Origin of the sequence: Acidovorax sp. 69, assembly GCF_002797445.1 — a bacterium.
Taxonomy (GTDB): Bacteria; Pseudomonadota; Gammaproteobacteria; order Burkholderiales; family Burkholderiaceae_C; genus Acidovorax.
This window is the reverse complement of the sequence record NZ_PGEP01000001.1, coordinates 3,289,680-3,312,510: the sequence shown is the minus strand read 5'-3', so window position 1 is coordinate 3,312,510 and position 22,831 is coordinate 3,289,680. Positions and strand designations below refer to the sequence as shown.

22 protein-coding genes are annotated in these 22,831 nt (G+C 61.4%); 19 read left to right on the top strand and 3 right to left on the bottom strand.

Annotated features, from left to right (window positions below):
- Positions 1-4: 4 nt before the first annotated feature.
- Positions 5-964, bottom strand: coding sequence for a LysR substrate-binding domain-containing protein (locus CLU85_RS15155; RefSeq protein ID WP_100410987.1), 960 nt, complete (start codon positions 962-964; stop codon positions 5-7).
- Between the two features lie 215 nt (positions 965-1,179).
- On the opposite strand from CLU85_RS15155, the gene CLU85_RS15150 reads away from it, so the two are divergent.
- The 6 genes from CLU85_RS15150 to CLU85_RS15125 all read left to right on the top strand — a co-directional run bounded on the left by CLU85_RS15150 (position 1,180) and on the right by CLU85_RS15125 (position 7,011).
- On the top strand, positions 1,180-2,412 hold the full coding sequence (locus CLU85_RS15150) for an amidohydrolase family protein (RefSeq protein WP_100410986.1): 1,233 nt from the start codon (positions 1,180-1,182) through the stop codon (positions 2,410-2,412).
- Positions 2,413-2,449: 37 nt separating this feature from the next.
- Positions 2,450-3,670 (top strand): ABC transporter substrate-binding protein, encoded by a 1,221-nt coding sequence (locus tag CLU85_RS15145; RefSeq protein ID WP_100410985.1) that lies wholly within the window; start codon positions 2,450-2,452, stop codon positions 3,668-3,670.
- 94 nt (positions 3,671-3,764) lie between these two features.
- A complete protein-coding gene (locus tag CLU85_RS15140; protein WP_100410984.1) occupies positions 3,765-4,640 on the top strand; it encodes a branched-chain amino acid ABC transporter permease in 876 nt (291 codons plus the stop codon).
- 12 nt (positions 4,641-4,652) lie between these two features.
- The gene (locus CLU85_RS15135; RefSeq protein WP_100410983.1) at positions 4,653-5,534 is read left to right on the top strand and encodes a branched-chain amino acid ABC transporter permease; all 882 of its coding nucleotides are present in this window, start codon (positions 4,653-4,655) and stop codon (positions 5,532-5,534) included.
- Entirely contained in the window at positions 5,531-6,301 is a 771-nt protein-coding gene (locus CLU85_RS15130) for an ABC transporter ATP-binding protein (protein WP_100410982.1), read from the top strand. Before CLU85_RS15135 ends, CLU85_RS15130 begins: the two co-directional genes overlap by 4 nt.
- Positions 6,298-7,011 (top strand): ABC transporter ATP-binding protein, encoded by a 714-nt coding sequence (locus CLU85_RS15125; RefSeq protein ID WP_100410981.1) that lies wholly within the window; start codon positions 6,298-6,300, stop codon positions 7,009-7,011. The genes CLU85_RS15130 and CLU85_RS15125 overlap by 4 nt, the downstream gene beginning before the upstream one ends.
- A gap of 120 nt (positions 7,012-7,131) precedes the next feature.
- Here the strand turns inward: CLU85_RS15125 and CLU85_RS15120 are convergent, their stop codons facing one another.
- Entirely contained in the window at positions 7,132-7,575 is a 444-nt protein-coding gene (locus CLU85_RS15120; protein WP_100410980.1) for a universal stress protein, read from the bottom strand.
- A 107-nt stretch (positions 7,576-7,682) separates the two neighbouring features.
- Between CLU85_RS15120 and CLU85_RS15115 the strand changes: the two genes are divergently transcribed.
- The 9 genes from CLU85_RS15115 to CLU85_RS15075 all read left to right on the top strand — a co-directional run bounded on the left by CLU85_RS15115 (position 7,683) and on the right by CLU85_RS15075 (position 15,783).
- Positions 7,683-10,187, top strand: a complete 2,505-nt coding sequence (locus tag CLU85_RS15115; RefSeq protein WP_100410979.1) for a cation-translocating P-type ATPase — start codon at positions 7,683-7,685, stop codon at positions 10,185-10,187.
- Positions 10,187-10,324, top strand: a complete 138-nt coding sequence (gene ccoS, locus CLU85_RS15110) for a cbb3-type cytochrome oxidase assembly protein CcoS (protein WP_010460651.1) — start codon at positions 10,187-10,189, stop codon at positions 10,322-10,324. The genes CLU85_RS15115 and ccoS overlap by 1 nt, the downstream gene beginning before the upstream one ends.
- Before the next feature lie 64 nt (positions 10,325-10,388).
- A complete protein-coding gene (gene ccoN, locus CLU85_RS15105; protein ID WP_100410978.1) occupies positions 10,389-11,828 on the top strand; it encodes a cytochrome-c oxidase, cbb3-type subunit I in 1,440 nt (479 codons plus the stop codon).
- Positions 11,829-11,845: 17 nt separating this feature from the next.
- Positions 11,846-12,478 (top strand): cytochrome-c oxidase, cbb3-type subunit II, encoded by a 633-nt coding sequence (gene ccoO / locus CLU85_RS15100; protein ID WP_100410977.1) that lies wholly within the window; start codon positions 11,846-11,848, stop codon positions 12,476-12,478.
- 12 nt (positions 12,479-12,490) lie between these two features.
- Positions 12,491-12,628, top strand: a complete 138-nt coding sequence (locus tag CLU85_RS15095; RefSeq protein WP_026435691.1) for a cbb3-type cytochrome c oxidase subunit 3 — start codon at positions 12,491-12,493, stop codon at positions 12,626-12,628.
- A gap of 24 nt (positions 12,629-12,652) precedes the next feature.
- A complete protein-coding gene (gene ccoP / locus CLU85_RS15090) occupies positions 12,653-13,570 on the top strand; it encodes a cytochrome-c oxidase, cbb3-type subunit III (protein ID WP_100410976.1) in 918 nt (305 codons plus the stop codon).
- A 73-nt stretch (positions 13,571-13,643) separates the two neighbouring features.
- On the top strand, positions 13,644-15,089 hold the full coding sequence (gene ccoG / locus CLU85_RS15085; RefSeq protein WP_100410975.1) for a cytochrome c oxidase accessory protein CcoG: 1,446 nt from the start codon (positions 13,644-13,646) through the stop codon (positions 15,087-15,089).
- Positions 15,090-15,153: 64 nt separating this feature from the next.
- Positions 15,154-15,429 carry a FixH family protein gene (locus CLU85_RS15080; protein WP_100410974.1) on the top strand — a complete coding sequence of 92 codons (276 nt, stop codon included), beginning with the start codon at positions 15,154-15,156 and terminating at the stop codon, positions 15,427-15,429.
- Between the two features lie 60 nt (positions 15,430-15,489).
- On the top strand, positions 15,490-15,783 hold the full coding sequence (locus CLU85_RS15075; protein WP_100410973.1) for a hypothetical protein: 294 nt from the start codon (positions 15,490-15,492) through the stop codon (positions 15,781-15,783).
- 67 nt (positions 15,784-15,850) lie between these two features.
- Here CLU85_RS15075 and fnr read toward each other — a convergent pair whose 3' ends face one another.
- Positions 15,851-16,573, bottom strand: a complete 723-nt coding sequence (fnr, locus tag CLU85_RS15070) for a fumarate/nitrate reduction transcriptional regulator Fnr (protein WP_100410972.1) — start codon at positions 16,571-16,573, stop codon at positions 15,851-15,853.
- A gap of 190 nt (positions 16,574-16,763) precedes the next feature.
- Between fnr and hemN the strand changes: the two genes are divergently transcribed.
- The 4 genes from hemN to CLU85_RS15050 all read left to right on the top strand — a co-directional run bounded on the left by hemN (position 16,764) and on the right by CLU85_RS15050 (position 22,815).
- Positions 16,764-18,146 (top strand): oxygen-independent coproporphyrinogen III oxidase, encoded by a 1,383-nt coding sequence (hemN, locus tag CLU85_RS15065; RefSeq protein WP_100410971.1) that lies wholly within the window; start codon positions 16,764-16,766, stop codon positions 18,144-18,146.
- A 5-nt stretch (positions 18,147-18,151) separates the two neighbouring features.
- A complete protein-coding gene (locus CLU85_RS15060; RefSeq protein ID WP_100410970.1) occupies positions 18,152-18,883 on the top strand; it encodes a sulfite exporter TauE/SafE family protein in 732 nt (243 codons plus the stop codon).
- Positions 18,884-19,075: 192 nt separating this feature from the next.
- Positions 19,076-20,374, top strand: coding sequence for an HD-GYP domain-containing protein (locus CLU85_RS15055; RefSeq protein ID WP_100410969.1), 1,299 nt, complete (start codon positions 19,076-19,078; stop codon positions 20,372-20,374).
- Positions 20,371-22,815: an EAL domain-containing protein gene (locus CLU85_RS15050; RefSeq protein ID WP_100410968.1), complete on the top strand. Its 2,445-nt coding sequence runs from the start codon at positions 20,371-20,373 to the stop codon at positions 22,813-22,815. Before CLU85_RS15055 ends, CLU85_RS15050 begins: the two co-directional genes overlap by 4 nt.
- Positions 22,816-22,831: the final 16 nt, after the last annotated feature.

Genomic DNA, 22,831 nt, shown 5'->3' with positions numbered 1-22,831 from the left:
CCACTTACCCGGCCGCTGAGGCCTGTGGGCTGCAGAAGATGCAAGGCGTTGCGGCAGGTGCTGCGGCGCCGTCGGCGTGGTTGCAGCAATGCTCCAACCACCCCGCCACCAGCCGGTACACCGACAGATTGGTGCGGGCGGTGGGTGCGCACAAGTAGTAGCCCAAGGGGCTTTCAAAGCGCTGGGCCAAGGGCTCGATCAGGGTGCCCGCCGCCAGTTCATCCTCTACCAGGCAGGTGGGAACAATGCCCACGCCAAAGCCCGACAGTGCTGCACGGATGATCAGCGAGTACAGGTTGAACCCCGGCCCGAAACGGCTGGCACTGGTGTCCAGGCCATTGGCTTCCATCCAGTCGTGCCAGGCCAGGGGCACCTCGATGTGCTGCAGCAGCGTGGCGCGCACCAGGTCCTGCGGCGTGTGCAGGGGCAGGGCATCGCGCAACTGCGGGCTGCACACAATGCTGGTCTCTTTGCCAATCAGGTAGCGCGCATTGGCGCTGGGCCAGTTGCCATAGCCGTATTGAATGGCAGCATCGAACTCATGCGGCGTTGCAAAGTCGTGCGCGTGCTGGTAGCGCACAAAGTTCAGCGACACCTGCGGCAGCGTGCGCTTGAAGTGTCCCAGGCGCGGAAACAGCCACTGCGCTGCAAACGTGGGCGGCACCGACAGGTTCAGCGAGCCGCCGTCGCCTCCATATGACATGAGCTGCGCTGTGGCCGACTCCAGCGCGGCCATCGCAGGGCGTGTGGCGTTGAGGTAAGTGGCCCCCGCCTCGGTCAGCTCCAGCCCCGTGGCCTTGCGGATGAACAGCTTCTGGCCCAGGTAGTCCTCCAGCGCCGCGATGTGCCGGCTGATGGCGCTTTGCGTCACGCACAGCTCGCGCGCCGCCATCGTGAAGGCCTGGTGCTTGGCCGCAGAGTGAAAAGCGTTCAGCTCAGAGATGGTGGGGCACAGGCGGCGCATGGGTGGGTATGAGTGTTAGTCATGGGTGGGTGAGATTTTAGGCGTTGCAGACAAGTGCGATTGGCCCGATAAATGCGTCCTGTGACACCAGCATGTCAGCCAACTCCTTTGAAAATGCTGCATTGCACCGAAATGGGGCCTGACCGACCTTCATGGCCTTCTAGAAACGGGCTATGAGTAATTTTGAAGCCATTGCTCTCACTTTGACGAATCCCATGACCTCTTTGTTGATTGAAAACAGCCGCGTTCTGGATGTACATGCGCTCACACTGCGCACCGGCCTCTCGGTGTGGGTGCAGGACGGCCGCATCGCTGCCGTGGGAAGTGATCTGGAAGTGCCCGAGGGCACTGCGACTCTGGACGCCAAGGGCATGACGCTCATGCCCGGCCTGATCGACTGCCACGTGCATGTGGTGGCGTCGTCGTTCAACCTGGGCGCCGTGGCCAAGATGCCCAACGTGTTCACCATGCTGCGCTCGCTGCCCATCATGAAAAGTATGCTGGAACGCGGCTTTACCACGGTGCGCGATGCCGGTGGTGCCGACTGGTCACTGGCCGAGGCAGTGCGCACGGGGCTGGTGCAAGGGCCGCGCATCTTCCCTGCGGGCAAGGCGCTGTCGCAAACCGGCGGGCATGCGGATTTCCGCCAGCGCAACGACGACCTGGATGTGTGCTCGTGCGCCTACAAGCTGGGCAACATCGGCCGCGTGGTCGATGGCGTGGACGCCTGCCGCCTGGCGGTGCGTGAAGAAATTCTGAAGGGCGCCACCCAGATCAAGGTGATGGCATCGGGCGGTGTGGCCTCGCCCAACGACCCGATTGGCAACCTGGGTTACTCCGAGGCCGAGCTGCGCGCTATCGTGGAGGAAGCCTCTAACGCCAATACCTACGTCATGGCCCATGCCTACACGCCACGTGCCATTGCCCGCGCTGTGCGCTGTGGCGTGCGCACCATCGAGCACGGCAACCTGGTGGATGCGCCCACCGCTGAGTTGATGGCGGAGATGGGCGCTTTCATGGTGCCCACGCTCATCACCTACGAAGGCCTGGCCAACGAGGGCGAGCGCTACGGCCTGCCTGCGGTGTCCATCGCCAAGATCGATTCCGTGCGCAGCCAGGGCAAGCAGGCCATCGAGATCCTGGCCAAGGCGGGTGTGAAGATGGGCCTGGGCAGCGATCTGCTGGCCGAAACGCACTACCTGCAGGCCGACGAGCTGCGCCTGCGCGCCGACGTGCTGGGCAATGGCCCCGTGCTGCAACAGGCCACTCTGATCGGTGCGGAAATTCTGGGCCAGCAAGGCCAGCTGGGTGAGATCACGGCCGGTGCCATTGCCGACCTGTTGCTGGTCGATGGCGACCCGCTCACCGACATCACCTGCCTGCTGAACCAGGGCGAGCGCATCCGCGCCATCGCCAAGGACGGCGTGTGGGTCAAGAACACCCTTTGATTCCCTTTCCCCCCTCACCCCCTCACCGGAGAACACCATGCAACGTAGAAATTTCGTCAAACTCGGCGGCGCGGCTGCTGCCCTGCAATGTCTTCCCTCCATCGGCTTCAGCCAGCAAGGCGACGTGTTTCGCATCGGCTCGCTCACGCCCATCACGGGCGCGGGCAGCCCCTACGGCCCGGGCATGCAGCAGGCCATCCGCCTCGCGGTGGACGAGGTCAATGCCGCTGGCGGTGCGGGCGGCCGCAAGCTCGAACTCTTCACGGAAGACGACCAGACCAAGCCTGACGCCGCCGTGTTGGCCGCCAAGAAGCTGATCGAAGTGAACAAGGTGCAGGCCGTGCTGGGCACCTGGGCCTCGGGCGTGACGCTGGCGGTGATGCCGCTGACCGATGCGGCGGGCCTCATTCAGATGAACGTGTCGGGCGCACCCGCCATCTCTACGCTGGACACCAAGGACCTGGTGTGGCGTTTTCAGGCCACCAACGACCGTTTTGGCGCAGCGTTTGCCGAGATCTGCACCAAGCGCGGCTTCAAGCGGCCTGCCACCATGGCGTTCAACAACGCCTCGGGCCTGGGCAATGTGGAGGGCTTCACCAAGGCGTGGGAAAAGCGTGGCGGCAAGGTGGCGGCGCACGTCACGTATGAGCCGAGCCGCCCCAGCTACCGCAGCGAGTTGCAAAAAATTCTGGCGGCCAAGCCCGATGTGATCGTGATGGGCTCGTACCTGCCCGACACCACCATCATCCTGCGCGAATGGTTCCAAGCGGGCGCCGACAACAAATGGGTCATCCCCGGCTGGGCGGCCAATCCTGACCTGGTGAAGGCGCTGGGCGCTGAAGTGTGCGAAGGCATCATTTCGGTGGAGACAGTCTCCAACGAAAAAAGCACGTCGTACGCGCAGTTCGATGCAGCCTTCACCAAGGCCACGGGCAAGCCGGTTTCCACCAATATCTACGCTGCCATGGCCTACGACATGGTGATCTCTCTGGCCCTGGCCATGGAGGCCGCCGGCCCCAAGGCCACGGTGGAGCAAATCAATGCCAAGCTGCGCGAAGTGTCCAACGCGCCCGGCACCGCCGTGTACTCGTTCGCCGATGGCAAGGCGCAGCTGGGCAAGAAGGCCAAGGTGAACTACGAAGGCGCTTCCAGCAAGCTCGACTTCGACAAGTTTGGCGATGCCACGCCCGACTTCGGCGTTTTCGTCATTGAAAAGGGCCAGCTGGTGCGCCGCGACGTGGTGTCCATCACGATGTGATGGCGCAGGCCCGGTGTGCCCACGCAGTGTGGGCCCCGGGCCTTAATTTTTGAATGCGCAGGGCGAGATGCGCGCGGGATGACGGAATGACGCAATGACCTGGATCGACTTTGTAAATCTACTGATCAATGGATTGATCGAAGGGCTGGTGGTGGCATTGCCCGCACTGGCCATGACCCTGGTGATGGGCGTCAACCGCTTTCCCAATGCAGCCACGGGCGACATGCTGACCACCGGGGCCTACGCGGCCGTGGCGGTGCAGTTGCTGGGAGGCTGGCCGCTGTGGGCGGCGGCGCTCATCAGCATGGTGGTCACGGCCCTGGTGTCGGCGGGCTCGTACACGCTGATTTTTCGCAAGCTGGCGGGGCGGCCCATGGTGTCGTCCATGCTCGCGGCGATTGGCCTCGGGTTTTTGCTGCGCAGCCTGATCGGCTTTTTTGCGGGCCATGACCAGCGTACGTTTGACTTGCCCCTGGTGCGCGCCTGGAACTTTGGCGGCATTCGCATCCTGCCCACCGACCTGGCCATTGCGGCCGTGGCTGCCGTCAGCCTGGCGGTGGTGTTTGTGCTGATTTATCGCACCAGCTTTGGCCGCCAACTGCGCGCCGTGGCCGACAGTGCAGACCTGGCGCGGGCCAGCGGTATCCGTGCCAACGGGCTCATGCTCAGCCTGTGGCTGCTGGTGGGCGCGTTGTCGTCGCTGGGTGGCGTGCTGCTGGGCATGAAGGCCGTGGTCAGCCCCGAGATGGGGTGGGAGAGCCTGATCCCCGCCTTTGCGGCCATGGTGCTGGGCGGCATCGGTAGCCCGGTGGGCGCGGTGCTGGGTGCGCTGCTGCTGTGTGTGGCGCAAGAGCTGGCGGTGCCGCTCATGGGGCCGTCGTACAAGCTGGTGCTGTCGTTTGTGGTGTTGGCGCTGGTGCTGCTGGTGCGCCCGGCGGGCATCATGGGCCGTGTGCAATTGGTGCGGTAAGGGGTCCGATTCATGATTGCTTACCTGTGTGCCATTGGCATCATCGCGCTCATCTACTGCCTGCTGGCGCTGGGCCTGAATCTGCAGTTCGGGCTGACCCGGCTGGTCAACTTTGGTGTCGTGGCTTTTTTTGCCGTGGGCGCCTACACCTCGGGCCTGCTGTCGCTGCAAGGCGTGCCGCTGGTGCTGTGTTTTGTGGCGGCGGGCGTGGTGTCGGGCCTGCTTGCCTTGCCGATTGGCCTGCTGTCGCTTCGCCTGCGAGACGACTACCTGGCCATCGTGACGCTGGGCTTTTCGGAGGCCGTGCGCATCTCCATCCAGCAAGAAAGCTGGCTCACGAAGGGTGTGCAGGGCTTGCCTGGTTTGCCCAAGGCGTTTGCGTCCTGGGGCGGGGGTGCGTCTGACATGGCCATGTTTGCCACCTTGCTGGTGGTGGTTGCTGTAGTGGCCTGGGGCACGGTGCGCTTGGCCGCCAGCCCGTTTGGGCGGTTGCTCAAGGCGATTGGCGACGATGAGCCCGCGCTGGCGGCTCTGGGCAAGGACCCGGCCTGGTTCAAGGTGCAGGTGTTCATGCTGGGGGCGGCGCTGGCCGGGGTGGCGGGGGCGTTCTATGCGCACTTCATCACCTTCATCACCCCCGAGCAATTTATCCCGCTCATTACCTTTTATGTGTGGATGGGCTTGGTGATGGGCGGCTCTGGCACGGTGCGCGGCGCGGTGTTTGGCTCGCTGTTGCTGATGGTGTTCCTGGAAGGCTCGCGTTTTGCCAAAGACTGGGTGCCCGGCGTGTCGGAGGTCGGCATGGCCAGCCTGCGCCTGGCGGCGGTGGGCCTGGCGCTGATCCTGGTCACCTTGTACAAGCCCAACGGCCTGTTTGGAGGCAAATCCCAATGACCGCAACAACGATGCTGAAAGTAGAGGCCGTCACGCGGCAATTCGGGGGCTTCAAGGCGGTCGATGGGGTGTCGCTGCAACTGGCTGCGGGCGAGATTCTGGGCATTGCGGGCACCAACGGTGCGGGCAAGAGCACCCTGTTTGCGGCCATTGCCGGGCAGCAGCCTGCCGATGCGGGCCAGATCCGCTTTGAAGGGCAGGACATCACGCGCATGCCCCCGTACCGCCGTGCCAGGTTGGGGCTGGTACGCACGTTCCAGATACCGCGCGAGTTCAAAAGCCTCACGGTGCACGAGAACCTGATGGCAGCCGCCGCCAACCCACAGGGTGAGCGGCTGTTGAATGCATTTTTCCAGACCCGCAGCCTGCGTGAGCACGAGGCACAGCTGGCGGCCAAGGCCGACGGCATCCTGCAGTTCTTGAACCTGGCACGAGTGCGCGATGTGAAGGCGGGGGGCTTGTCGGGCGGGCAAAAAAAGCTGGTGGAGCTGGGCCGGGTGCTGATGCTGGACCCGCGCTGCATCCTGCTCGACGAGCCGTTTGCCGGGGTCAACCCGGTGCTCATCGAAGAGATTTGCGACCGCGTGCGCGAGCTGAACGGGCAGGGCATCGCGTTCATCGTGATTGAGCACCACCTGCAGGCGCTCAAGGCGCTATCGAACCGCATGATCGTGATGGACCGGGGGAGCATTCTGGCCGAGGGTGACCCGCACACCGTGCTGGACGATCCGCGCGTGCAAGAAGCCTATATGGGAGGGGTGGTATGAGCGACGCAGGCAAGCTGCTACAGATTGCGCAGCTGCGCGGTGGCTACTCGGAGGTGGACATCATCCACGGCATCGACCTGGTCGTTGCTCCGGGCGAGATCGTGACGATTGCGGGCACCAACGGAGCAGGCAAGTCCACGCTGGTCAAGGCGCTGCTGGGCCTGCTGCCGCGCGTGGCGGGCACCATCCACCTGGGCGGGCGCGACATCACGGCCCTGTCGGCCGAAGACCGTTTTGACGCGGGCCTGGCCTATGTTCCGCAGGTGGCCAATGTGTTCCCGTCCCTCACCGTGCGCGAGAACCTGTTGGTGGTGCGGGGCGTGGCGAACATCAAGCGCCGCATGGACGAGGTGCTTGCGGACTTTCCGGCGCTGGTCGAGCGCCTGTCACAACCGGCGAGCAACCTCTCGGGCGGCGAGCGCCAGCAGCTGGCCTTTGCCCGTGCCCTCATGCCGTCACCGCGCATCATGGTGCTCGATGAGCCCACCGCCGCGCTGGCCCCCTCGCTGGTAGGCAAGGTGTTTGACATGGTGCAAAAGCTGCCCGCAGCGGGTGTGGCGGTGCTGATGGTGGAGCAGCGCGCACGGCAGGCGCTGCAGATCAGCCAGCAGGGTTACATCCTGGACCAGGGGCGGTGCGTGCTGCAGGGCCCGGCCCAGGGTTTGCTCGCCGACGAGCGCATGGCGCAGCTGTACCTGGGCAATCACTGACGCGCTGGGGCAGGCGCCACCCATGAAAAACCCCAAGGCGACGGAAGTCACCTTGGGGTTTGCTATTTATTTTGTAGCTGCTAGCGCTTTAAGGATATGCGCCGGAGGCCATTTTTGTGCTTAACGCAACACCAGCACGGGAATGTGCGAGTGCGTCAGGACATGCTGCGTTTCGCTGCCCAGCAACAGGCGCTTGAGGCCTTTGCGACCATGTGAAGCCATCACGATCAGGTCGCACTTGTGCTTCTTGGCGGCAGAGATGACGGCTTCTGCCACCAGGTCCGACTTGGCAACGACGGCCTTTACCGTCACGCCCTGGGCACCGCCCTTGGCCTTCACGCCGTCAACCATGGCCTGTGCTGCGTCGCCCCATTGGGATTCAATGCGTTTCACGTCGTTCATGTCGACGGGCATGCCACCCTCAAAGTAGCTGCGTGGGTAGCGGGGCACCACCTTGAGCGCTACCACGGTAGCGCCTGTGAGTTCGGCCAGAGACAGACCATGTTCCACCGCCTTGTCAGACAAGGCCGAACCGTCCGTTGCAATCAGGATGCGTTTGTACATATAGGGCTCCTCAAAGTGATGTAACAAGCTTAGGATGAATCATGTTCCGGGACTTGATGCAGGTCAATGTACCTGTCATGTCCCAAAGATAGGCTTGAACCATGTCAATGTTTCGACCCGGTGCGCCGGCTTCACATCCGGTGCACTTGTTTGATGGTGCGACTGACCCGGCGCCAGCCACACAGACGCAATTGTTGGACGATCCGCAGGAATGGCTGGCGTTTGGTCGCCCCTGCACCTCGGCGGGCGGCCCGCTGGCTGCGGCCGCCGATGGCGGTGCGCCTCTGGACCCTGCATCCACCGCGTGGGATTCGCAGGTGGTGCTCGATGGCATGCATTGCGCCGCCTGCGCGCTCACCATTGAAGATGCCTTGCGCGCCGTGCCAGGGGTATTGCAGGCCGACGTGAGTTCTGCCACGCGCCGGGCGCGGGTGGTGTGGCAGCCGGGCCAGGTGCTTCCCTCGCAGTGGATGAAGGCGGTGCAGAACGCAGGCTATCGCGCCATGCCCGCTATGGACGCCTTTGCGCGTGGGCAACGCCTGCGTGAGAGTCGCCGTGCGCTGTGGCGCTGGCTGGTGGCAGGCTTTTGCATGATGCAGGTGATGATGTATGCATGGCCTGCCTATGTGGCGCAGCCGGGCGATCTGACGGGGGAGATGGAGCAATTGCTGCGCTGGGCTTCCTGGGTGATCTCCTTGCCCATGGTGGTTTTCTCGTGTGGCCCCTTCTTTGCCAGTGCGTTGCGCGATGTGCGGCTGCGCCGGGTCAGTATGGACCTGCCGGTGGCGTTGGGCATGGCGATCACTTTCCTGGTCAGTACTGCCGGCACGTTTGATCCGGGTGGCATTTTTGGCAAGGAGGTTTATTACGACTCCTTGACCATGTTCGTCTTCTTCCTGCTCACCGGCCGCTGGCTGGAGTTGCGCCTGCGTGATCGAACGGCAGGAGCGCTAGAGGCGGTGATGAATCGCTTGCCCGACAGTGTGGAGCGGCGCGATAAGGCGGGCGGTTTCGTCCGCGTGGCCACCCGCCGTATCGTTGCGGGCGACACCATTCGTGTGCTGCCGGGCGAGGCTTTTCCTGCCGACGGACGCATCACGGTGGGTAATACGCATGCCGATGAAGCGCTGCTGACGGGTGAGTCCACCCCGGTACCACGCCCGATGGGTAGCACAGTGACTGCGGGGAGCTACAACCTGCAGTCGCCCGTCGAGGTGCTGGTAGAGGGCACGGGAGGCCAGACACGGTTCGCACAGATCGTGGCCTTGATGGAAAGTGCTTCGTTGCAAAAGCCCCGCCTTGCCCAGTTGGCAGATCGCATTGCGCGGCCATTTCTGATGGCGGTGTTGCTGGCAGCGGCGCTGGCCGCTGTGTACTGGTGGCCGTCTGACCCAGGGCATGCGCTCATGGTGGCCGTGGCCGTCCTGATTGTGACCTGTCCTTGTGCGCTTTCGCTCGCGACACCCGTGGCCATGCTGACGGCGGCGGGCACGCTGGCTCGTCACGGTGTACTGGTGCGCAACCTGCAAGGGCTGGAGGCGCTTGCCCATGTGGACACGGTGGTGTTTGACAAGACGGGAACGCTGACCCGTGACGGCATGGCGTTGCAGGCTGTGCACACCACGGGTGCTTGGAGTGCTGACGATGCCCTGGTGTTGGCGGCTGCGCTGGCGCGGCAATCGATGCACCCCGTATCGCGCGCGGTGGTGGCTGCCGCGACAAGACTGCCGGAGCGGCGCTGGGTCGTTGCGGACCTGCAGGAAGAAGCGGGCTTGGGGCTGACGGCGACCGTCAAAGATGTTGCTGGGGCTCATTCCGCGCGCAGGGTTCGGCTGGGTTCTGCCCGCCATGCGGGTGTTGCGTTGCAGGATGAGGGTGTTGCGTTGCATGTGGTGCTCTCGGAGCAGGGGGCTGATGGTGTTGCCTTGGAGCTGGCTCGGTTTGATCTGGTGGAGGACCTGCGTCCCGAGGCTTCTGTCGTAGTCGCATCATTGCAACATGAAGGCGTTGCGGTACACCTGCTGTCTGGCGACCGCCGAGGTGCCGTGGAGCGTGTGGCCGCGCAGGCTGGCATCGGGCAAGCGCAGGGCGAGTGCACGCCTCAAGGTAAGCTGGCTGCATTGCGGGCGCTGCAGGAGGGGGGGCGCCAGGTGGCCATGGTGGGGGATGGCCTCAATGATGGGCCGGTGCTGGCGGGTGCACATGTATCGTTCGCCTTTGGTCGCGCGGTTCCACTGGCGCAGTCGCGGGCTGATTTTGTTGTGCTGGGCAGCAGCCTCATGCTGGTGCCTCAGACGGTTTTGTTGGCGCGCCGGACCCTGCGGGTCGTGCGGCAGAACCTGTGGTGGGCCGCTGGCTACAACGCGTTGTGTGTTCCGCTGGCTGTGGTGGGCTGGATGCCCGCCTGGCTTGCCGGTCTGGGCATGGCGTTGAGTTCATTGTTGGTGGTGCTCAATGCGGCGCGCCTGGCCCGTGACCTGCCCCCATTGCCTGGGGTGCGGAGCACGCTGCGGGTGGAGGAGGGGTCTTTGGAACAGTCCTCGGTCCCTTCTGCTGGCAACCCGCCACCACCGCCCTTGAACCTCTCGAAGACAACCTTGGAGCCCGTCTGATGGACATCCTTTATCTCCTTATCCCGCTGTCCGTGATGTTGGTTCTGTTGATTCTGGGCGGGCTGTGGTGGGCGGTTTACCACGGTCAGTTCGAGAGCGTGGAACAAGAGGGTGAGCGTATTCTCAGAGACGGTTGACTTGTGTCAATGCCCGATAGCCCCGACTGCAACAAACTCTTACCGCAATACAAAGAGGTGCCCGATGGATTCTCCAAAAACAAATGCTGCGCACTACAACGATACGGTCGTGCGGCAGTTTTCTATCTTGGCCGTGGTTGTGGGGGTGGTTGGCATGCTGGTGGGCGTCATCATCGCCGCCCAACTTGCCTGGCCAGAACTCAACTTTGGCATACCCTGGCTCAGTTATGGCCGCTTGCGACCCCTGCACACGAATGCGGTGATCTTTGGGTTTGGCGGTAGCGCACTGTTTGCCACCAGCTACTACGTGGTGCAGCGCACCTGCCAGGTCCGCTTGTTTGCGGGTCCCTTGGCGGCATTCACCTTTTGGGGTTGGGTGCTGGTCATTGCCGGTGCTGTCATCAGCTTGCCGCTGGGTTACACCCAAGGCAAGGAATACGCGGAACTGGAATGGCCGATTGACATCCTGATCACGCTGGTCTGGGTGTCGTATGCCATCGTGTTCTTTGGCACGATTGGTGTGCGCAAGGTCAAGCACATCTATGTAGCCAACTGGTTCTTTGGTGCGTTCATCCTGGCCGTGGCTTTGCTCCACGTGGTGAACAGTGCTGCGATTCCCGCCGGCTTCATGAAGAGCTACTCTGCCTACGCCGGTGTGCAGGACGCCATGGTGCAGTGGTGGTATGGCCACAATGCCGTGGGCTTCTTCTTGACCGCTGGCTTCCTGGGCATGATGTATTACTTCATTCCCAAGCAGGCTGGCCGTCCCGTGTACTCGTACCGCCTGTCGATCGTGCACTTCTGGGCCCTGATCTTCACGTACATGTGGGCGGGTCCTCACCACCTGCACTACACCGCGCTGCCTGACTGGACGCAATCCGTGGGCATGGTGTTCTCCCTGATTCTGTTGGCCCCCAGCTGGGGCGGCATGATCAACGGGATCATGACGCTGTCGGGTGCATGGCACAAACTGCGTGACGACCCTATCCTGCGCTTCCTGATCGTGTCCTTGTCGTTCTATGGCATGTCCACGTTTGAAGGTCCGATGATGTCCATCAAGACCGTCAATGCCCTGAGTCATTACACCGACTGGACCATTGGTCACGTGCACTCTGGTGCCTTGGGTTGGGTGGGTCTTATTTCGATGGGTTCGCTGTACTACCTGGTGCCCCGCCTGTTCGGCAGGGAAAAGATGCATTCCATGAAGGCGATCGAGCTGCACTTCTGGATGGCCACCATCGGCATCGTGCTGTACATCGCAGCCATGTGGATTGCCGGTGTGATGCAAGGTCTGATGTGGCGCGCCATCAACCCTGACGGCACGCTCACCTACACCTTTGTGGAAAGCGTGAAGGCGACCTATCCGTTCTATGTGATCCGCGTGGCCGGTGGTCTGCTGTACCTGGGTGGCATGTTGGTCATGGCCTGGAACGTTTGGATGACGGCGATCTCGGGCCGTTCGGTCAAGGTGGCGATCCCTGCCGTGAATGCGGCCCACGCCTGAGCCGAAGGAGATAACTCATGTCAAACAACAACCCATCGAATTCGACCGGCTTCTCCCATGAAAAGGTGGAAACCAACAACTTCCTGATGATCGTGCTGATCCTGCTCGTGATCGCCATTGGCGGTTTGGTAGAGATCGTGCCGCTTTTTTTCCAGAAGTCCACGACCGAAGCGGTCAAGGGTGTGGAGCCCTATAACGCCATGCAACTGGCTGGCCGCGACGTCTACATCCGCGAGGGTTGCTATAACTGCCACTCGCAGATGATCCGTCCCTTTCGCGCCGAAACGCTGCGCTATGGCCACTACTCGGTGGCTGGCGAGTTCGTGTATGACCATCCCTTCCAGTGGGGTAGCAAGCGCACAGGCCCCGATCTGCACCGTGTGGGTGGCAAGTACAGCGACGAATGGCATCGCATCCACCTGAACAATCCGCGTGACGTGGTGCCAGAGTCCAATATGCCTGCGTATCCCTGGCTGGAGAAAAATCAGGTCGATCCGAGCGTAATGGCTCCCCGCATGAAGGCGCTGCGCACCGTGGGTGTTCCTTACACCGATGAGCAGATCAACGCAGCAGCGGGTGAAGTCAAGGGCAAGTCCGAGCAGGACGCCCTTATCGCTTACCTGCAAGTCATGGGCCGCGCGCTCAAGTAAAGGAGATTTGCCATGGACATCACGACCATGCGCATCGTCGCCACACTGGCATCGATGGCTTGCTTTATTGGCATCTGGGTCTGGGCCTACAGGGGCCGCAACAAGTCCCGGTTCGATGAGGCGGCCCGACTGCCCTTCGAGCAAGATTGACCTTCACCAGAACGAGAACACCCCATGAGTGACTTCACCAGCAATTTCTGGTCGGTCTTTGTGACCACGCTGACCTTGGTCGGCATCATTGCCTGTGGCATTCTGCTTTGGATGGCAGGCCGCAAGAAGGTTATGGCCACGGCCGACAACACCACGGGCCACGTCTGGGACGAGGACCTGGTCGAAATGAACAACCCCCTGCCACGCTGGTGGGTGTGGTTGTTCGTTATCACCATTGTGTTTGGCCTGGGCTACTTGGCTGCATACCCTGGTTTGGGCACCTTCACGGGCAAACTGAATTGGACGCAAAAAGGCGAATATGAGGCTGAAATGGCCAAGGCCAAGACAGAACTTGAGCCGCTGTATGCCCGTTTTGCATCCATGAAGCCCGAAGAAGTGGCCGTGGACCCCCAGGCCCACGCCATTGGCGAGCGCCTGTTCATGAACAATTGCGCGCAGTGCCATGGCTCCGATGCACGCGGCAGCAAGGGCTTCCCTAATCTGACCGATGGCGACTGGTTGCACGGCGGCGCCCCCGAAAAAATCCGCGAAACGCTGGAGAAGGGGCGCATTGGCAACATGCCTCCTATGGCTGCGGCCGTTGGTACGCCTGAAGACGTGCGCAACCTGTCGCATTACGTGCTCAGCCTGTCAGGCAGCCCGCACGATTCGCTGCGTGCATCGCTGGGCAAGTCCAAGTTCACAGCCTGCGCAGCCTGCCATGGTATGGACGGCAAGGGCAATCAGGCCTTGGGTGCACCCAACCTGACCGATGACATTTGGTTGCATGGCTGGGGCGAGGCCGCGATCACTGCCATGATCAACAATGGCAAGGTGAACCAGATGCCTGCACAGGCAGATAAGCTGACAGAAGCGCAGATCGGTGTGCTGTCGGCTTACGTCTGGGGTTTGTCGAACAAGCAGGTGGCTGCAGCGCGCTGACCCCACAGGCGGCAACCGCTTGGTTGCCGCCCGGTTCTTTTCGAGTTCGTACCCACGTTTGTAGAGCGACACCATGAAGCCACCCAGCGAGCCTGCTCGCAAGGTCATTCCCATCACGCCAGTCGCGCCCGATGCGTCTTCTGAGGGCGAAATCGTCTCGCTCTACGAAGCCCAGAAGAAGATATACCCGCGCTCCATCAGCGGTTTGTTTGCGCGGTGGCGCTGGGGCATGGTGTTCCTCACGCAGATCGTGTTTTATGGGCTGCCCTGGTTTGAATGGGGGCAGCGCCAGATGGTGCTGTTTGACCTGGGGGCTCGCCGGTTCTACATCTTCGGGTTGGTGCTGTACCCGCAGGATTTCATCTATCTCACCGGGTTGCTGATCATCTCGGCGCTGTCGTTGTTCCTGTTCACGGCGGTGGCAGGGCGTTTGTGGTGTGGCTTTGCCTGCCCGCAAACGGTCTACACAGAGATGTTCATGTGGATCGAGCACAAGATTGAGGGCGATCGCAGTGCGCGTCTGAGACTGGACAATGGCCCCTGGACCTTTGAGAAGGTCCGCAAGAAATTCCTCAAGCAAATCGTCTGGATTGCGGTGGCTCTTTGGACGGGCTTCACGTTCGTGGGCTACTTTGTGCCTATTCGTGAGCTGGGCAGCGAGTTGCTGATCCTGGAGGGCGGCTGGCAACTCTTCTGGGTGCTTTTTTATGGCTTTGCCACTTACGGCAATGCAGGTTTCATGCGCGAGCAGGTGTGCAAGTACATGTGCCCCTATGCTCGTTTCCAGAGTGCCATGTTTGACAAGGACACCCTGATCGTGAGCTACGACGTGGAGCGGGGCGAGCCCCGAGGTCCGCGTACCAAGACAGTGGATTACAAGGCCAAGGGCCTGGGTGATTGCATCGACTGCACGCTGTGTGTCCAGGTGTGCCCGGTGGGTATTGATATCCGCAAGGGCTTGCAGTACGAGTGCATTGGTTGTGGTCTTTGTGTGGATGCGTGCAACACCGTCATGGACAAGATGCACTACCCGAAGGGACTGATTCGCTATTCCACCCAGAACGGTGTGGCCCAGCGCTGGACGCAGTCGCAGATTTTTCGACGCGTGTTGCGTCCCCGTGTGCTGATCTATAGCGCGGTGTTGGTGGCGCTCTGCTTGGCCATGCTTGCCAGCCTGGTCACGCGCACTCCGCTGAAAGTGGACGTTGTACGAGATCGTGCCGCACTTTCGCGCATCGTGGCCGGAGGCAAGTTGGAGAACATCTACCGCCTGCAGATCATGAATGCAACCGAGGGCGAGCAGCGCTACCGTATCAGCGCTCGTGGTCTGGATGGATTGGAAGTGTCTTCAGAGGCTGAAGTGGACATTGGACCTGCCGAGTCACGCTGGGTGGCTGTGCGGCTGCAAATACCGTATGGATCCGCCACACCGGGTTCCCATGCCGTTCAATTTGATGTGGGCGCGGTCGGGGCTGCCGCTCATGTCACTGAGAAATCTGTGTTTTTGGTGCCGCGCTGAGTGGCATCCTTGTGCAAGGTCGTTTTGGCCTTGTGTTGATCGAGATTGTTGAGGAGTAAATCGCATGTCTTCAAACCCAGCCATTGGATCTACGGCAGCGGCACCTTGGTGGAAGTTCGGCCATGTCTGGCTGGTGCTTGCCGGGCCGGCCATCGTGATCGTTGCCGGCTTTGTGACCTTATGGCTCGCGGTTTCGCGGCCCGATCCGGTGATTGCCGAGGATTACTACCGCAAAGGCATCGAGATCAACAAGACGCTGGAAGCGCCAGAAAAGAGCTTGGCACCGGCCATGAAGGCCCGTAACCATGCAGCTACGCCGGTGCAAGACCAGCCGCGCTGAGTTCAGTGAACATCCGGCGCTGCCGTTGTTGGGCAGTCCGTACAAGGAGTCAGGACTGATATGTGGATGCAACGCCTAATGTGGATAGCATGGCCCGCTTTTTTAATGGCGGGAGTGCTGGAGATGCTTGTTTTTGCAATGGTCGATCCGCAGGACCTGCATTGGTTTGGGCAGCCCTTGGCGCTCTCAAGACAGGGTGTTTATACCCTGGCGTTCTTCGCGTTCTGGATCATCACGCTGGCATCCAGTGCGTTGACCACGTTGCTGGCGATGTCGCCCTTTGAGGTCAATCGTTGCCCGGTGCCTGACGGTGAGCGGCCTGACGACTGTCGCAAGACACCCTCGTGTTCGTGAGGCGCTGACGCGAGCGCCTTGGGTGTATTAGAGCCTGTTGGCTGCAGTGCGGCCGCAGCTGGTCAGGTCAGTGGCAGGCCTGCTGGCTGTTCACGATCCGCTTGAGGGCATCCGTGTCCAGGATGCGGACGTGGCGCTGCTTGACTTCCACAATGCCTTCTTCCACAAACTTTGAGAACGTGCGGCTGACCGTTTCGAGTTTGAGGCCAAGGTAGCTGCCGATTTCCTCGCGGGTCATGCGCAGCACCAATTCAGACTGGGAGAACCCGCGTGCATGCAGACGCTGCACCAGATTCAGCAGAAACGCCGCGAGACGTTCTTCAGCGCGCATGCTGCCTAGCAGCAGCATGACACCATGTTCGCGCACGATTTCGCGGCTCATGATTTTGTGCACATGGTGCTGCAAGGCCGTGACTTCGCGGGACAGCTCTTCGATGCGGTCGAATGGCATGACGCAAACTTCGGCGTCTTCCAAGGCCACGGCATCGCAGGTGTGGTGGTCGTTCACGATGCCGTCAAGGCCGATGATTTCACCCGCCATCTGAAAGCCCGTGACCTGATCGCGCCCATCCTCGGTAGCCACGCAGGTCTTGAAAAAACCGGTGCGTATGGCGTACAGTGAGGTGAAGGATTCGCCATTGCGAAACAACGTGCTGCCGCGCTTGATCTTGCGTCGAACGGCGACAACTTCATCGATGCGCTGTAACTGCTCTTCGTTCAAGCCTACGGGCATACACAGCTCTCGCAGGTTGCAGTTGGAGCAGGCGACTTTGATGGTGAGCGGGTTCATAGGCGTGAGCTAGGTTTAGGTGTCGAGCATATCGCGCCCGGTTCGGTACGGCGACAAAGCCTCAAGGGGCGGTTGAGCGACTGACATGCATCAAATTGTCGCTGGTTGGCCCATTCGTTCGCTTGATGCAGGTCAAGGACATGATCCAGAGGGTACGGCACAGTCAGGGTGTACGCAAGGATATTCCCCCATGACTGCTGTTTCGCCCGATCTCCTGCGCCGTTTTGACGTGCCAGGACCCCGCTATACCTCCTATCCGACAGCCGACCGTTTTGTCGAGGCGTTTGGGCAGGACGACTATGTTCTGGCGCTGGAGCAACGCCGTTCTGGGTCCGTGGCCAAAGCGCTTCCGCTGTCCATCTATGTGCACATTCCCTTCTGCGAGTCGCTGTGCTACTACTGCGCTTGCAACAAGATCATTACCAAGCACCACGATCGCGCAGATGTCTATTTGCGCTACCTGAGCCGCGAGATTGATCTGCACACTGCGCACTGTGGTGTTGGGCAGGTGGTGAGTCAGCTGCATCTGGGTGGAGGCACGCCGACGTTTTTGTCCGACGCGGGACTGCGCGAACTCATGTCCATGCTCAAGCGCAGTTTCACCCTTGCGCCTGGGGGGGAATACTCCATTGAGGTGGATCCTCGCACCGTCAATGCGGATCGGTTGGCACTGTTGGCTGAGCTGGGGTTTAACAGACTTAGTTTTGGTGTGCAGGATTTTGACGCCGAAGTGCAAAAGGCCGTACACCGTATACAACCTGCCGAGCAGGTGTTTGCGTTGGTGGAGTCTGCGCGCTCGTTGGGTTTCGACTCAGTGAATGTGGACCTGATTTACGGTTTGTCGCGCCAGACCCCCGAGTCGTTTGACCGGACGTTGGCGCAGGTGGTCCAGTTGCGGCCAGATCGCATTGCGTTGTATGCCTACGCGCACCTTCCTGAGCGTTTCAAGCCCCAACGGCGCATCATTTCTGCCGAGCTGCCGACGGCATCAAGCAAGCTTTCCATGCTCTCGCGGTCGCTGGATGCTTTCATGGACGCCGGGTACGTGTATGTGGGCATGGACCACTTCGCTCTTCCCTCAGATGCCCTGGCCGTGGCCAAGCGGCAGGGGCGCCTGCATCGGAATTTTCAGGGCTACAGCACACAACCGGACTGTGATTTGATCGGGCTCGGGGTTTCTGCGATTGGGCGAGTAGGTGCCACCTACAGCCAGAATTCCAAGACGTTGGAAGAGTACTACGACTTCCTTGACCAGGGGCGTCTTCCTGTCGTACGCGGTTTGGCGCTGACGCGCGATGACTTGGTGCGCCGCGCGGCCATCATGGCCTTGATGTGCCAGGGCGAGCTGTTGTATGAGTCCATGGAGCAGGCTTGGCTGATCGACTTCCGGCAGTATTTTGCGGCAGAGATTGCCCAGCTGGAAGGCATGGCGGAGCAGGGCCTGGTACGTGTGGGGCCTGAAGGCATTGAGGTTACGGCCATGGGATGGTTCTTCGTGCGTGGTATCGCTATGGTGTTTGACCGCTACCTGCAGGCAGATCGCAACCGCGCCCGGTTTTCGCGCATCATCTAGTCTCTATGCTCGCAACGGTTGCCTCGACTGCCTTGCTCATGGGGCTCGCTGGCGGGTCCCATTGCCTCGCCATGTGTTCAGCTCCCTGCGGTGCTTTGGTAGGGCAGGCGGCTTCCAGCCAGGCGGTGGCGGGCAGATCCGAGCCAGTAGTCTTGCATTGGGCACCGCGTGGCGGTCTGGTGCGGCGTACTGCTGCCTTTCATGTGGGCCGTTTGATGGGCTACGCCGCAGCTGGTGCTTTGGCTGCCCTGGCGATGGACAGCCTTGCTTGGCTCACTCAGCAATCCACAGCTTTGCGCCCGGCATGGACCTTGATGCACGTGGCCGTCATGGCCTGGGGGCTCATGATGATGGTGCAATCTCGCCAGCCGGCCTGGGTGGAGCGGACAGGTCGTGTGGTGTGGGTGCGAGTCAGACCCCTGGTTGGTGCTCCCGGAGGCGTGTTCGCCGCAGGTGTCCTGTGGGCCTTGATGCCCTGTGGCTTGTTGTATTCGGCACTTCTGGTTGCGGCGTTGAGTGGCGGCGCACTGGAAGGGGCTTTGACCATGATGCTGTTTGCTGTCGGCAGTGGTGTCTGGCTATTGGCCGGGCCGTGGGCATGGACTCGCCTCAAGAGCCGTCTCAATACAGCGCGGGCTGAATGGGGGACTCGGGTTGCTGGGGGTTTGCTCTGTTCAGTGGCTGCCTGGGCACTTTGGATGGACCTGATCTACAAGCCTTCACTCTGGTGCCGCTGATCATTTTGGGCGGTCTGTCGCGGGGTTGCGCGAGCACCGGAGGTGTCTCTCCTGACCGGGGCTATCAGTGTTTCCGAAGTGTTGCCGAATCGCCGCGATGGCGCTGCACTTCTTAGACAAGCCTGCGGAACTGGTGATAATCTGCGTAACTATTGGTGGCATTGATGTCTCCATGTTTCGCGGCCGCCTGAAGTGAACTCTTCCATCCTTATTGACATCAGCCAACTGCGGGTCGGTATGTACATCCAGCTTGATGTAGGCTGGATGCATCATCCCTTCCCGGTCAGTAGCTTTCGGGTGGCATCGGCAGATCAGATCACTACGCTGCGTGGGCTGGGGCTGACCGAGGTACGGTATGTCCCCAAGAAGAGTGACCCCGCGCTCAAGGAGTTGGTGCCCGCTGCTTGGAGTGTGCCGGAGATGATCTCGCCGCCCACCAACGGCCTGGAGACTCCAGGTGTCCCCGCTGCCGTTGATCCAGAGGCTGCACGCAGGCGTCTGTTGCTAGATGCGCAGAATCGTGCTTTGGCCGCTTGCAATCAGAGATTTGCAGAGGCAACGCGCCAGTACCAGGCTTTGGAACGCGCGGTGTCTGACCACCCGGACCAGGCGCGCGACAAGGGCGAAGCGCTGGTATCTGGCTGTGTTTCGGAACTGCTGGAAAACGGTGACTCTGTCATCCGGCTGCTGTCGGAAGGCGTGGGTGAGCGCAACGCATTGCATCCCATCAATGTGATGGTCATCTCCCTGTTGCTGGGGCGTTCACTGGGCATGCAAAGTGCCGAGCTGCACGACTTGGGTGTGGCTGCACTCATTCACGATCTGGGCAAGCTCAAGCTCCCGCCCAACCTGCGCCAGCCGACACCTTCGATGCCATTGATGGAGCGCTCGCGCTATGAAACCCATGTGGGGGAGTCGGTGGCAATGGCCAAGCGCATGGGACTCTCCGATGCTGTGCTGACGGCCGTTGCCCGGCACCATGAGATGGCGGATGGCAGCGGTTTTCCGCTGCGGTTGTCGGGGGCAGACCTTGGGCGCACGAGCCAGGTGCTGGCTCTCGTCAACCGGTACGACCGAATGTGCAATCCTGCCGTTGGGGTGGATGCACTCACGCCCCATGAGGCGTTGTCGGTCATTTTTGCCCAGCTCAAGGCGCGATTTGATTCTGTCGTACTGGGGGCCTTCATACGCATGATGGGGGTATATCCCCCGGGTTCCATTGTTCAGCTGGTGAATGACCGCTATGCGATCGTCGCATCGGTGAATTCTTCGCGGCCTCTGAGGCCCAGGGTCATCGTGCATGACTCGCGGATTCCCAAGGACGAGGCACCGATTCTGGATCTGGAAACGGTCCCGGAGCTGGGAATCCGGCGCAGTCTCAAGCCTGCGCAGCTGCCACGTGATGCCTTGGACTATCTGTCGCCCCGGCAGCGTATTTGTTACTTTTTTGAGCGAGCAGTCAGCCCCGATCCTGATGAGGCGGGCGCGTGACTGATCCACAATCGTATGGCTGGCTGGATGGATTGCAGGAGGCTGTTTGGCTGGTGGATGAAGCCCTTCGGGTCATCTTGCTTGCTAATGCTGCTGCTGAGCGCCTGATTGGTGTGCCTGCTGCCGCCATGGTGGGTGCGTCGGTTCTGAGCTTGGCGGCTACGCCCCAAGACCTTGCCTTTTGGGCCGAGCCTCCCCAAGTGATTGCCGATGGCATCCATTCCTACACCAGCCTTTTGCGTGCGGATGGCATGCTGGTGCCTGTGGACCGGCGCGTGACGCGCGTACCTTGGGGTTCGGATGGGGGTATGGCTTTTATGTTGACCATGCTCGACAGGAGCACCCAGGACGCAACCGAGCGTGAACTGGAAACCCTCCTGTCCGAATTGCGGGCCACCTTGGATTCTGCCGCCGATGGCATGTTGGTCTGTGGTCTTGATCGCAGCGTGCGCGCATTCAACCAGAGGCTGGCACAGCTCTGGGCGCTGCCGCGAGATCTGCTACTGGCGCGTGATGATGCCGCGGTATACGCCTGCATGGCGCAACAGGTGGCCGATGGCCGTGCCTATGCAGAGCGTATGTCCGCCATTGAGCGCGAGCCGATGCAGGAGAGCACAGATATCCTGGAGCTGCGCAACGGCGTGGTTCTGGAGATGCGCTCGGTGCCACAGTTCAGCCAGGGCCGTCCGGTAGGGCGTGTTTATTCGTACCGCGACATCACGCGACAGGCTGAAATGCAGGCCAGTCTGCGCCTCGCCGCGCGTGTGTTCGAGTCCAGTCTGGATGCCATCTTCATTGCTGACAGCCACCACCGGATCATGCGCATGAACCCCGGTTGCGAGCGCCTTGTCGGGCCTGCCGCCAAGACATTCGAAGGGTGCATGGCCGCCTCGCTGTTTGGCGGAGGGGCAGACGCGTCATTCATGGAGCAGGTGCTGCAAGGCTGGGCGCGTGAAGGTTTCTGGGAAGGGGAGCTTTGGCTCCCTCGGGACAACGGGGCCTACTGTGCCGTGCAGTTGTCCTGGGTCGCGTTGCGTGACGATGAAGGCCGGCTTGTGCAGAGCATTGGTTTCATGCGTGATCTCACGCTGCAGCATGCGGCGCAAAAACGCATCGAGGAACTGGCCTACAGCGACGTGCTCACTGGTCTGCCCAACCGACTGCTGCTGTCCCAGCGGGTAGACACCGCCATTCAGGGCGCGCGTCAGAGCGACACCGGATTTGCGATCCTGTTCCTCGACATGGACCGTTTCAAGATCATCAATGACTCCCTGGGGCATCCATTTGGCGATAGGGTGCTGCAACTCGTGGCCGAGCGCCTGCAGACCTGCCTGCGGCAGACCGACATGCTGTGCCGACTGGGTGGGGACGAGTTTGTGATTTACCTGCATGGCGGCGATGCGGCTGTGGCCGAGAGCGTGGCGCGCCGCATCCTGGACGACATGCTCAAGCCCTTCATGCTGGACAGCATGGGCTTTTCGATCCAGTGCAGTATCGGCATTGCGCTGTATCCGCAAGACGGCACTTCGCTGGATGACCTCATCAAGCAGTCCGACACCGCGATGTACCGGGTCAAGGAGCGTGGACGCGGCAGTTACGGGTTCTATCAGCCGCAGATGAATGCCAACCTGCTGGCCCGAATGCGGATGGAGCACGCCATGCGACAGGCGCTGGGCTTGCAGCGCATGGCGGTGCACTATCAGCCTCAGGTCAATATGGCGACGGGGCGAATTACTGGCGCAGAAGCGCTGATCCGTTGGACCGATCCCGAATTTGGCTCGGTGTCTCCCGGCGTGTTCATTCCCTTGGCGGAGGAGTCTGGCTATATCGTGACTCTGGGCGCCTGGGTGATGGAGCAGGCGGTGCGTGAGGCTGCGGTGTGGATGCACAGCGGCATGCCGATCATGATTTCCGTGAATGTGTCGGCACTGGAGTTTCGCCAGCCAGATTTTGTGGAGCGGATCACGCGTTTGCTGGCGGTGCACCAACTGCCTCCGACCCTGCTGGAGCTGGAGCTTACGGAAACGATCTTGCTGCAGGACGCGCAAGAGATGGAGCAGCGTTTGCGTGTACTGGCCGACCTGGGCATCGGTCTGGCCATTGATGATTTCGGCACGGGTTATTCCAGTCTGGCCTATCTCAAGAAGCTGCCGATCCACAAGCTCAAGATCGACCAGTCTTTTGTGCGTGGGTTACCCGACGATGATGGCGACCGCGCCATCGTGAGTGCCATCATCAGCATGGGGCGCGCCCTGCACATTGAGGTGGTCGCAGAAGGCGTTGAAACGGAAACTCAGCAGGCCGTGCTGCAGCAAATGCAATGTGAGCACTATCAAGGGTTCTTGTGTGCGCCGGGGCTTCCTGCAGAGAAGTTTCGCGCCATGCTGCGCGAGCCTTTGCCGCTGAAGGCGCAGGGCAAACACAGGCCGCTCAATACCTGAAGGTTGGCGGAGTACG

What these genes read in the sequence shown, in the direction of transcription:
- CLU85_RS15155 (WP_100410987.1), bottom strand. Translation starts at nt 964, where the DNA reads ATGCGCCGCCTGTGCCCCACCATCTCTGAGCTGAACGCTTTTCACTCT.
- CLU85_RS15150 (WP_100410986.1), top strand. Translation starts at nt 1,180, where the DNA reads ATGACCTCTTTGTTGATTGAAAACAGCCGCGTTCTGGATGTACATGCG.
- CLU85_RS15145 (WP_100410985.1), top strand. Translation starts at nt 2,450, where the DNA reads ATGCAACGTAGAAATTTCGTCAAACTCGGCGGCGCGGCTGCTGCCCTG.
- CLU85_RS15140 (WP_100410984.1), top strand. Translation starts at nt 3,765, where the DNA reads ATGACCTGGATCGACTTTGTAAATCTACTGATCAATGGATTGATCGAA.
- CLU85_RS15135 (WP_100410983.1), top strand. Translation starts at nt 4,653, where the DNA reads ATGATTGCTTACCTGTGTGCCATTGGCATCATCGCGCTCATCTACTGC.
- CLU85_RS15130 (WP_100410982.1), top strand. Translation starts at nt 5,531, where the DNA reads ATGACCGCAACAACGATGCTGAAAGTAGAGGCCGTCACGCGGCAATTC.
- CLU85_RS15125 (WP_100410981.1), top strand. Translation starts at nt 6,298, where the DNA reads ATGAGCGACGCAGGCAAGCTGCTACAGATTGCGCAGCTGCGCGGTGGC.
- CLU85_RS15120 (WP_100410980.1), bottom strand. Translation starts at nt 7,575, where the DNA reads ATGTACAAACGCATCCTGATTGCAACGGACGGTTCGGCCTTGTCTGAC.
- CLU85_RS15115 (WP_100410979.1), top strand. Translation starts at nt 7,683, where the DNA reads ATGTTTCGACCCGGTGCGCCGGCTTCACATCCGGTGCACTTGTTTGAT.
- ccoS (WP_010460651.1), top strand. Translation starts at nt 10,187, where the DNA reads ATGGACATCCTTTATCTCCTTATCCCGCTGTCCGTGATGTTGGTTCTG.
- ccoN (WP_100410978.1), top strand. Translation starts at nt 10,389, where the DNA reads ATGGATTCTCCAAAAACAAATGCTGCGCACTACAACGATACGGTCGTG.
- ccoO (WP_100410977.1), top strand. Translation starts at nt 11,846, where the DNA reads ATGTCAAACAACAACCCATCGAATTCGACCGGCTTCTCCCATGAAAAG.
- CLU85_RS15095 (WP_026435691.1), top strand. Translation starts at nt 12,491, where the DNA reads ATGGACATCACGACCATGCGCATCGTCGCCACACTGGCATCGATGGCT.
- ccoP (WP_100410976.1), top strand. Translation starts at nt 12,653, where the DNA reads ATGAGTGACTTCACCAGCAATTTCTGGTCGGTCTTTGTGACCACGCTG.
- ccoG (WP_100410975.1), top strand. Translation starts at nt 13,644, where the DNA reads ATGAAGCCACCCAGCGAGCCTGCTCGCAAGGTCATTCCCATCACGCCA.
- CLU85_RS15080 (WP_100410974.1), top strand. Translation starts at nt 15,154, where the DNA reads ATGTCTTCAAACCCAGCCATTGGATCTACGGCAGCGGCACCTTGGTGG.
- CLU85_RS15075 (WP_100410973.1), top strand. Translation starts at nt 15,490, where the DNA reads ATGTGGATGCAACGCCTAATGTGGATAGCATGGCCCGCTTTTTTAATG.
- fnr (WP_100410972.1), bottom strand. Translation starts at nt 16,573, where the DNA reads ATGAACCCGCTCACCATCAAAGTCGCCTGCTCCAACTGCAACCTGCGA.
- hemN (WP_100410971.1), top strand. Translation starts at nt 16,764, where the DNA reads ATGACTGCTGTTTCGCCCGATCTCCTGCGCCGTTTTGACGTGCCAGGA.
- CLU85_RS15060 (WP_100410970.1), top strand. Translation starts at nt 18,152, where the DNA reads ATGCTCGCAACGGTTGCCTCGACTGCCTTGCTCATGGGGCTCGCTGGC.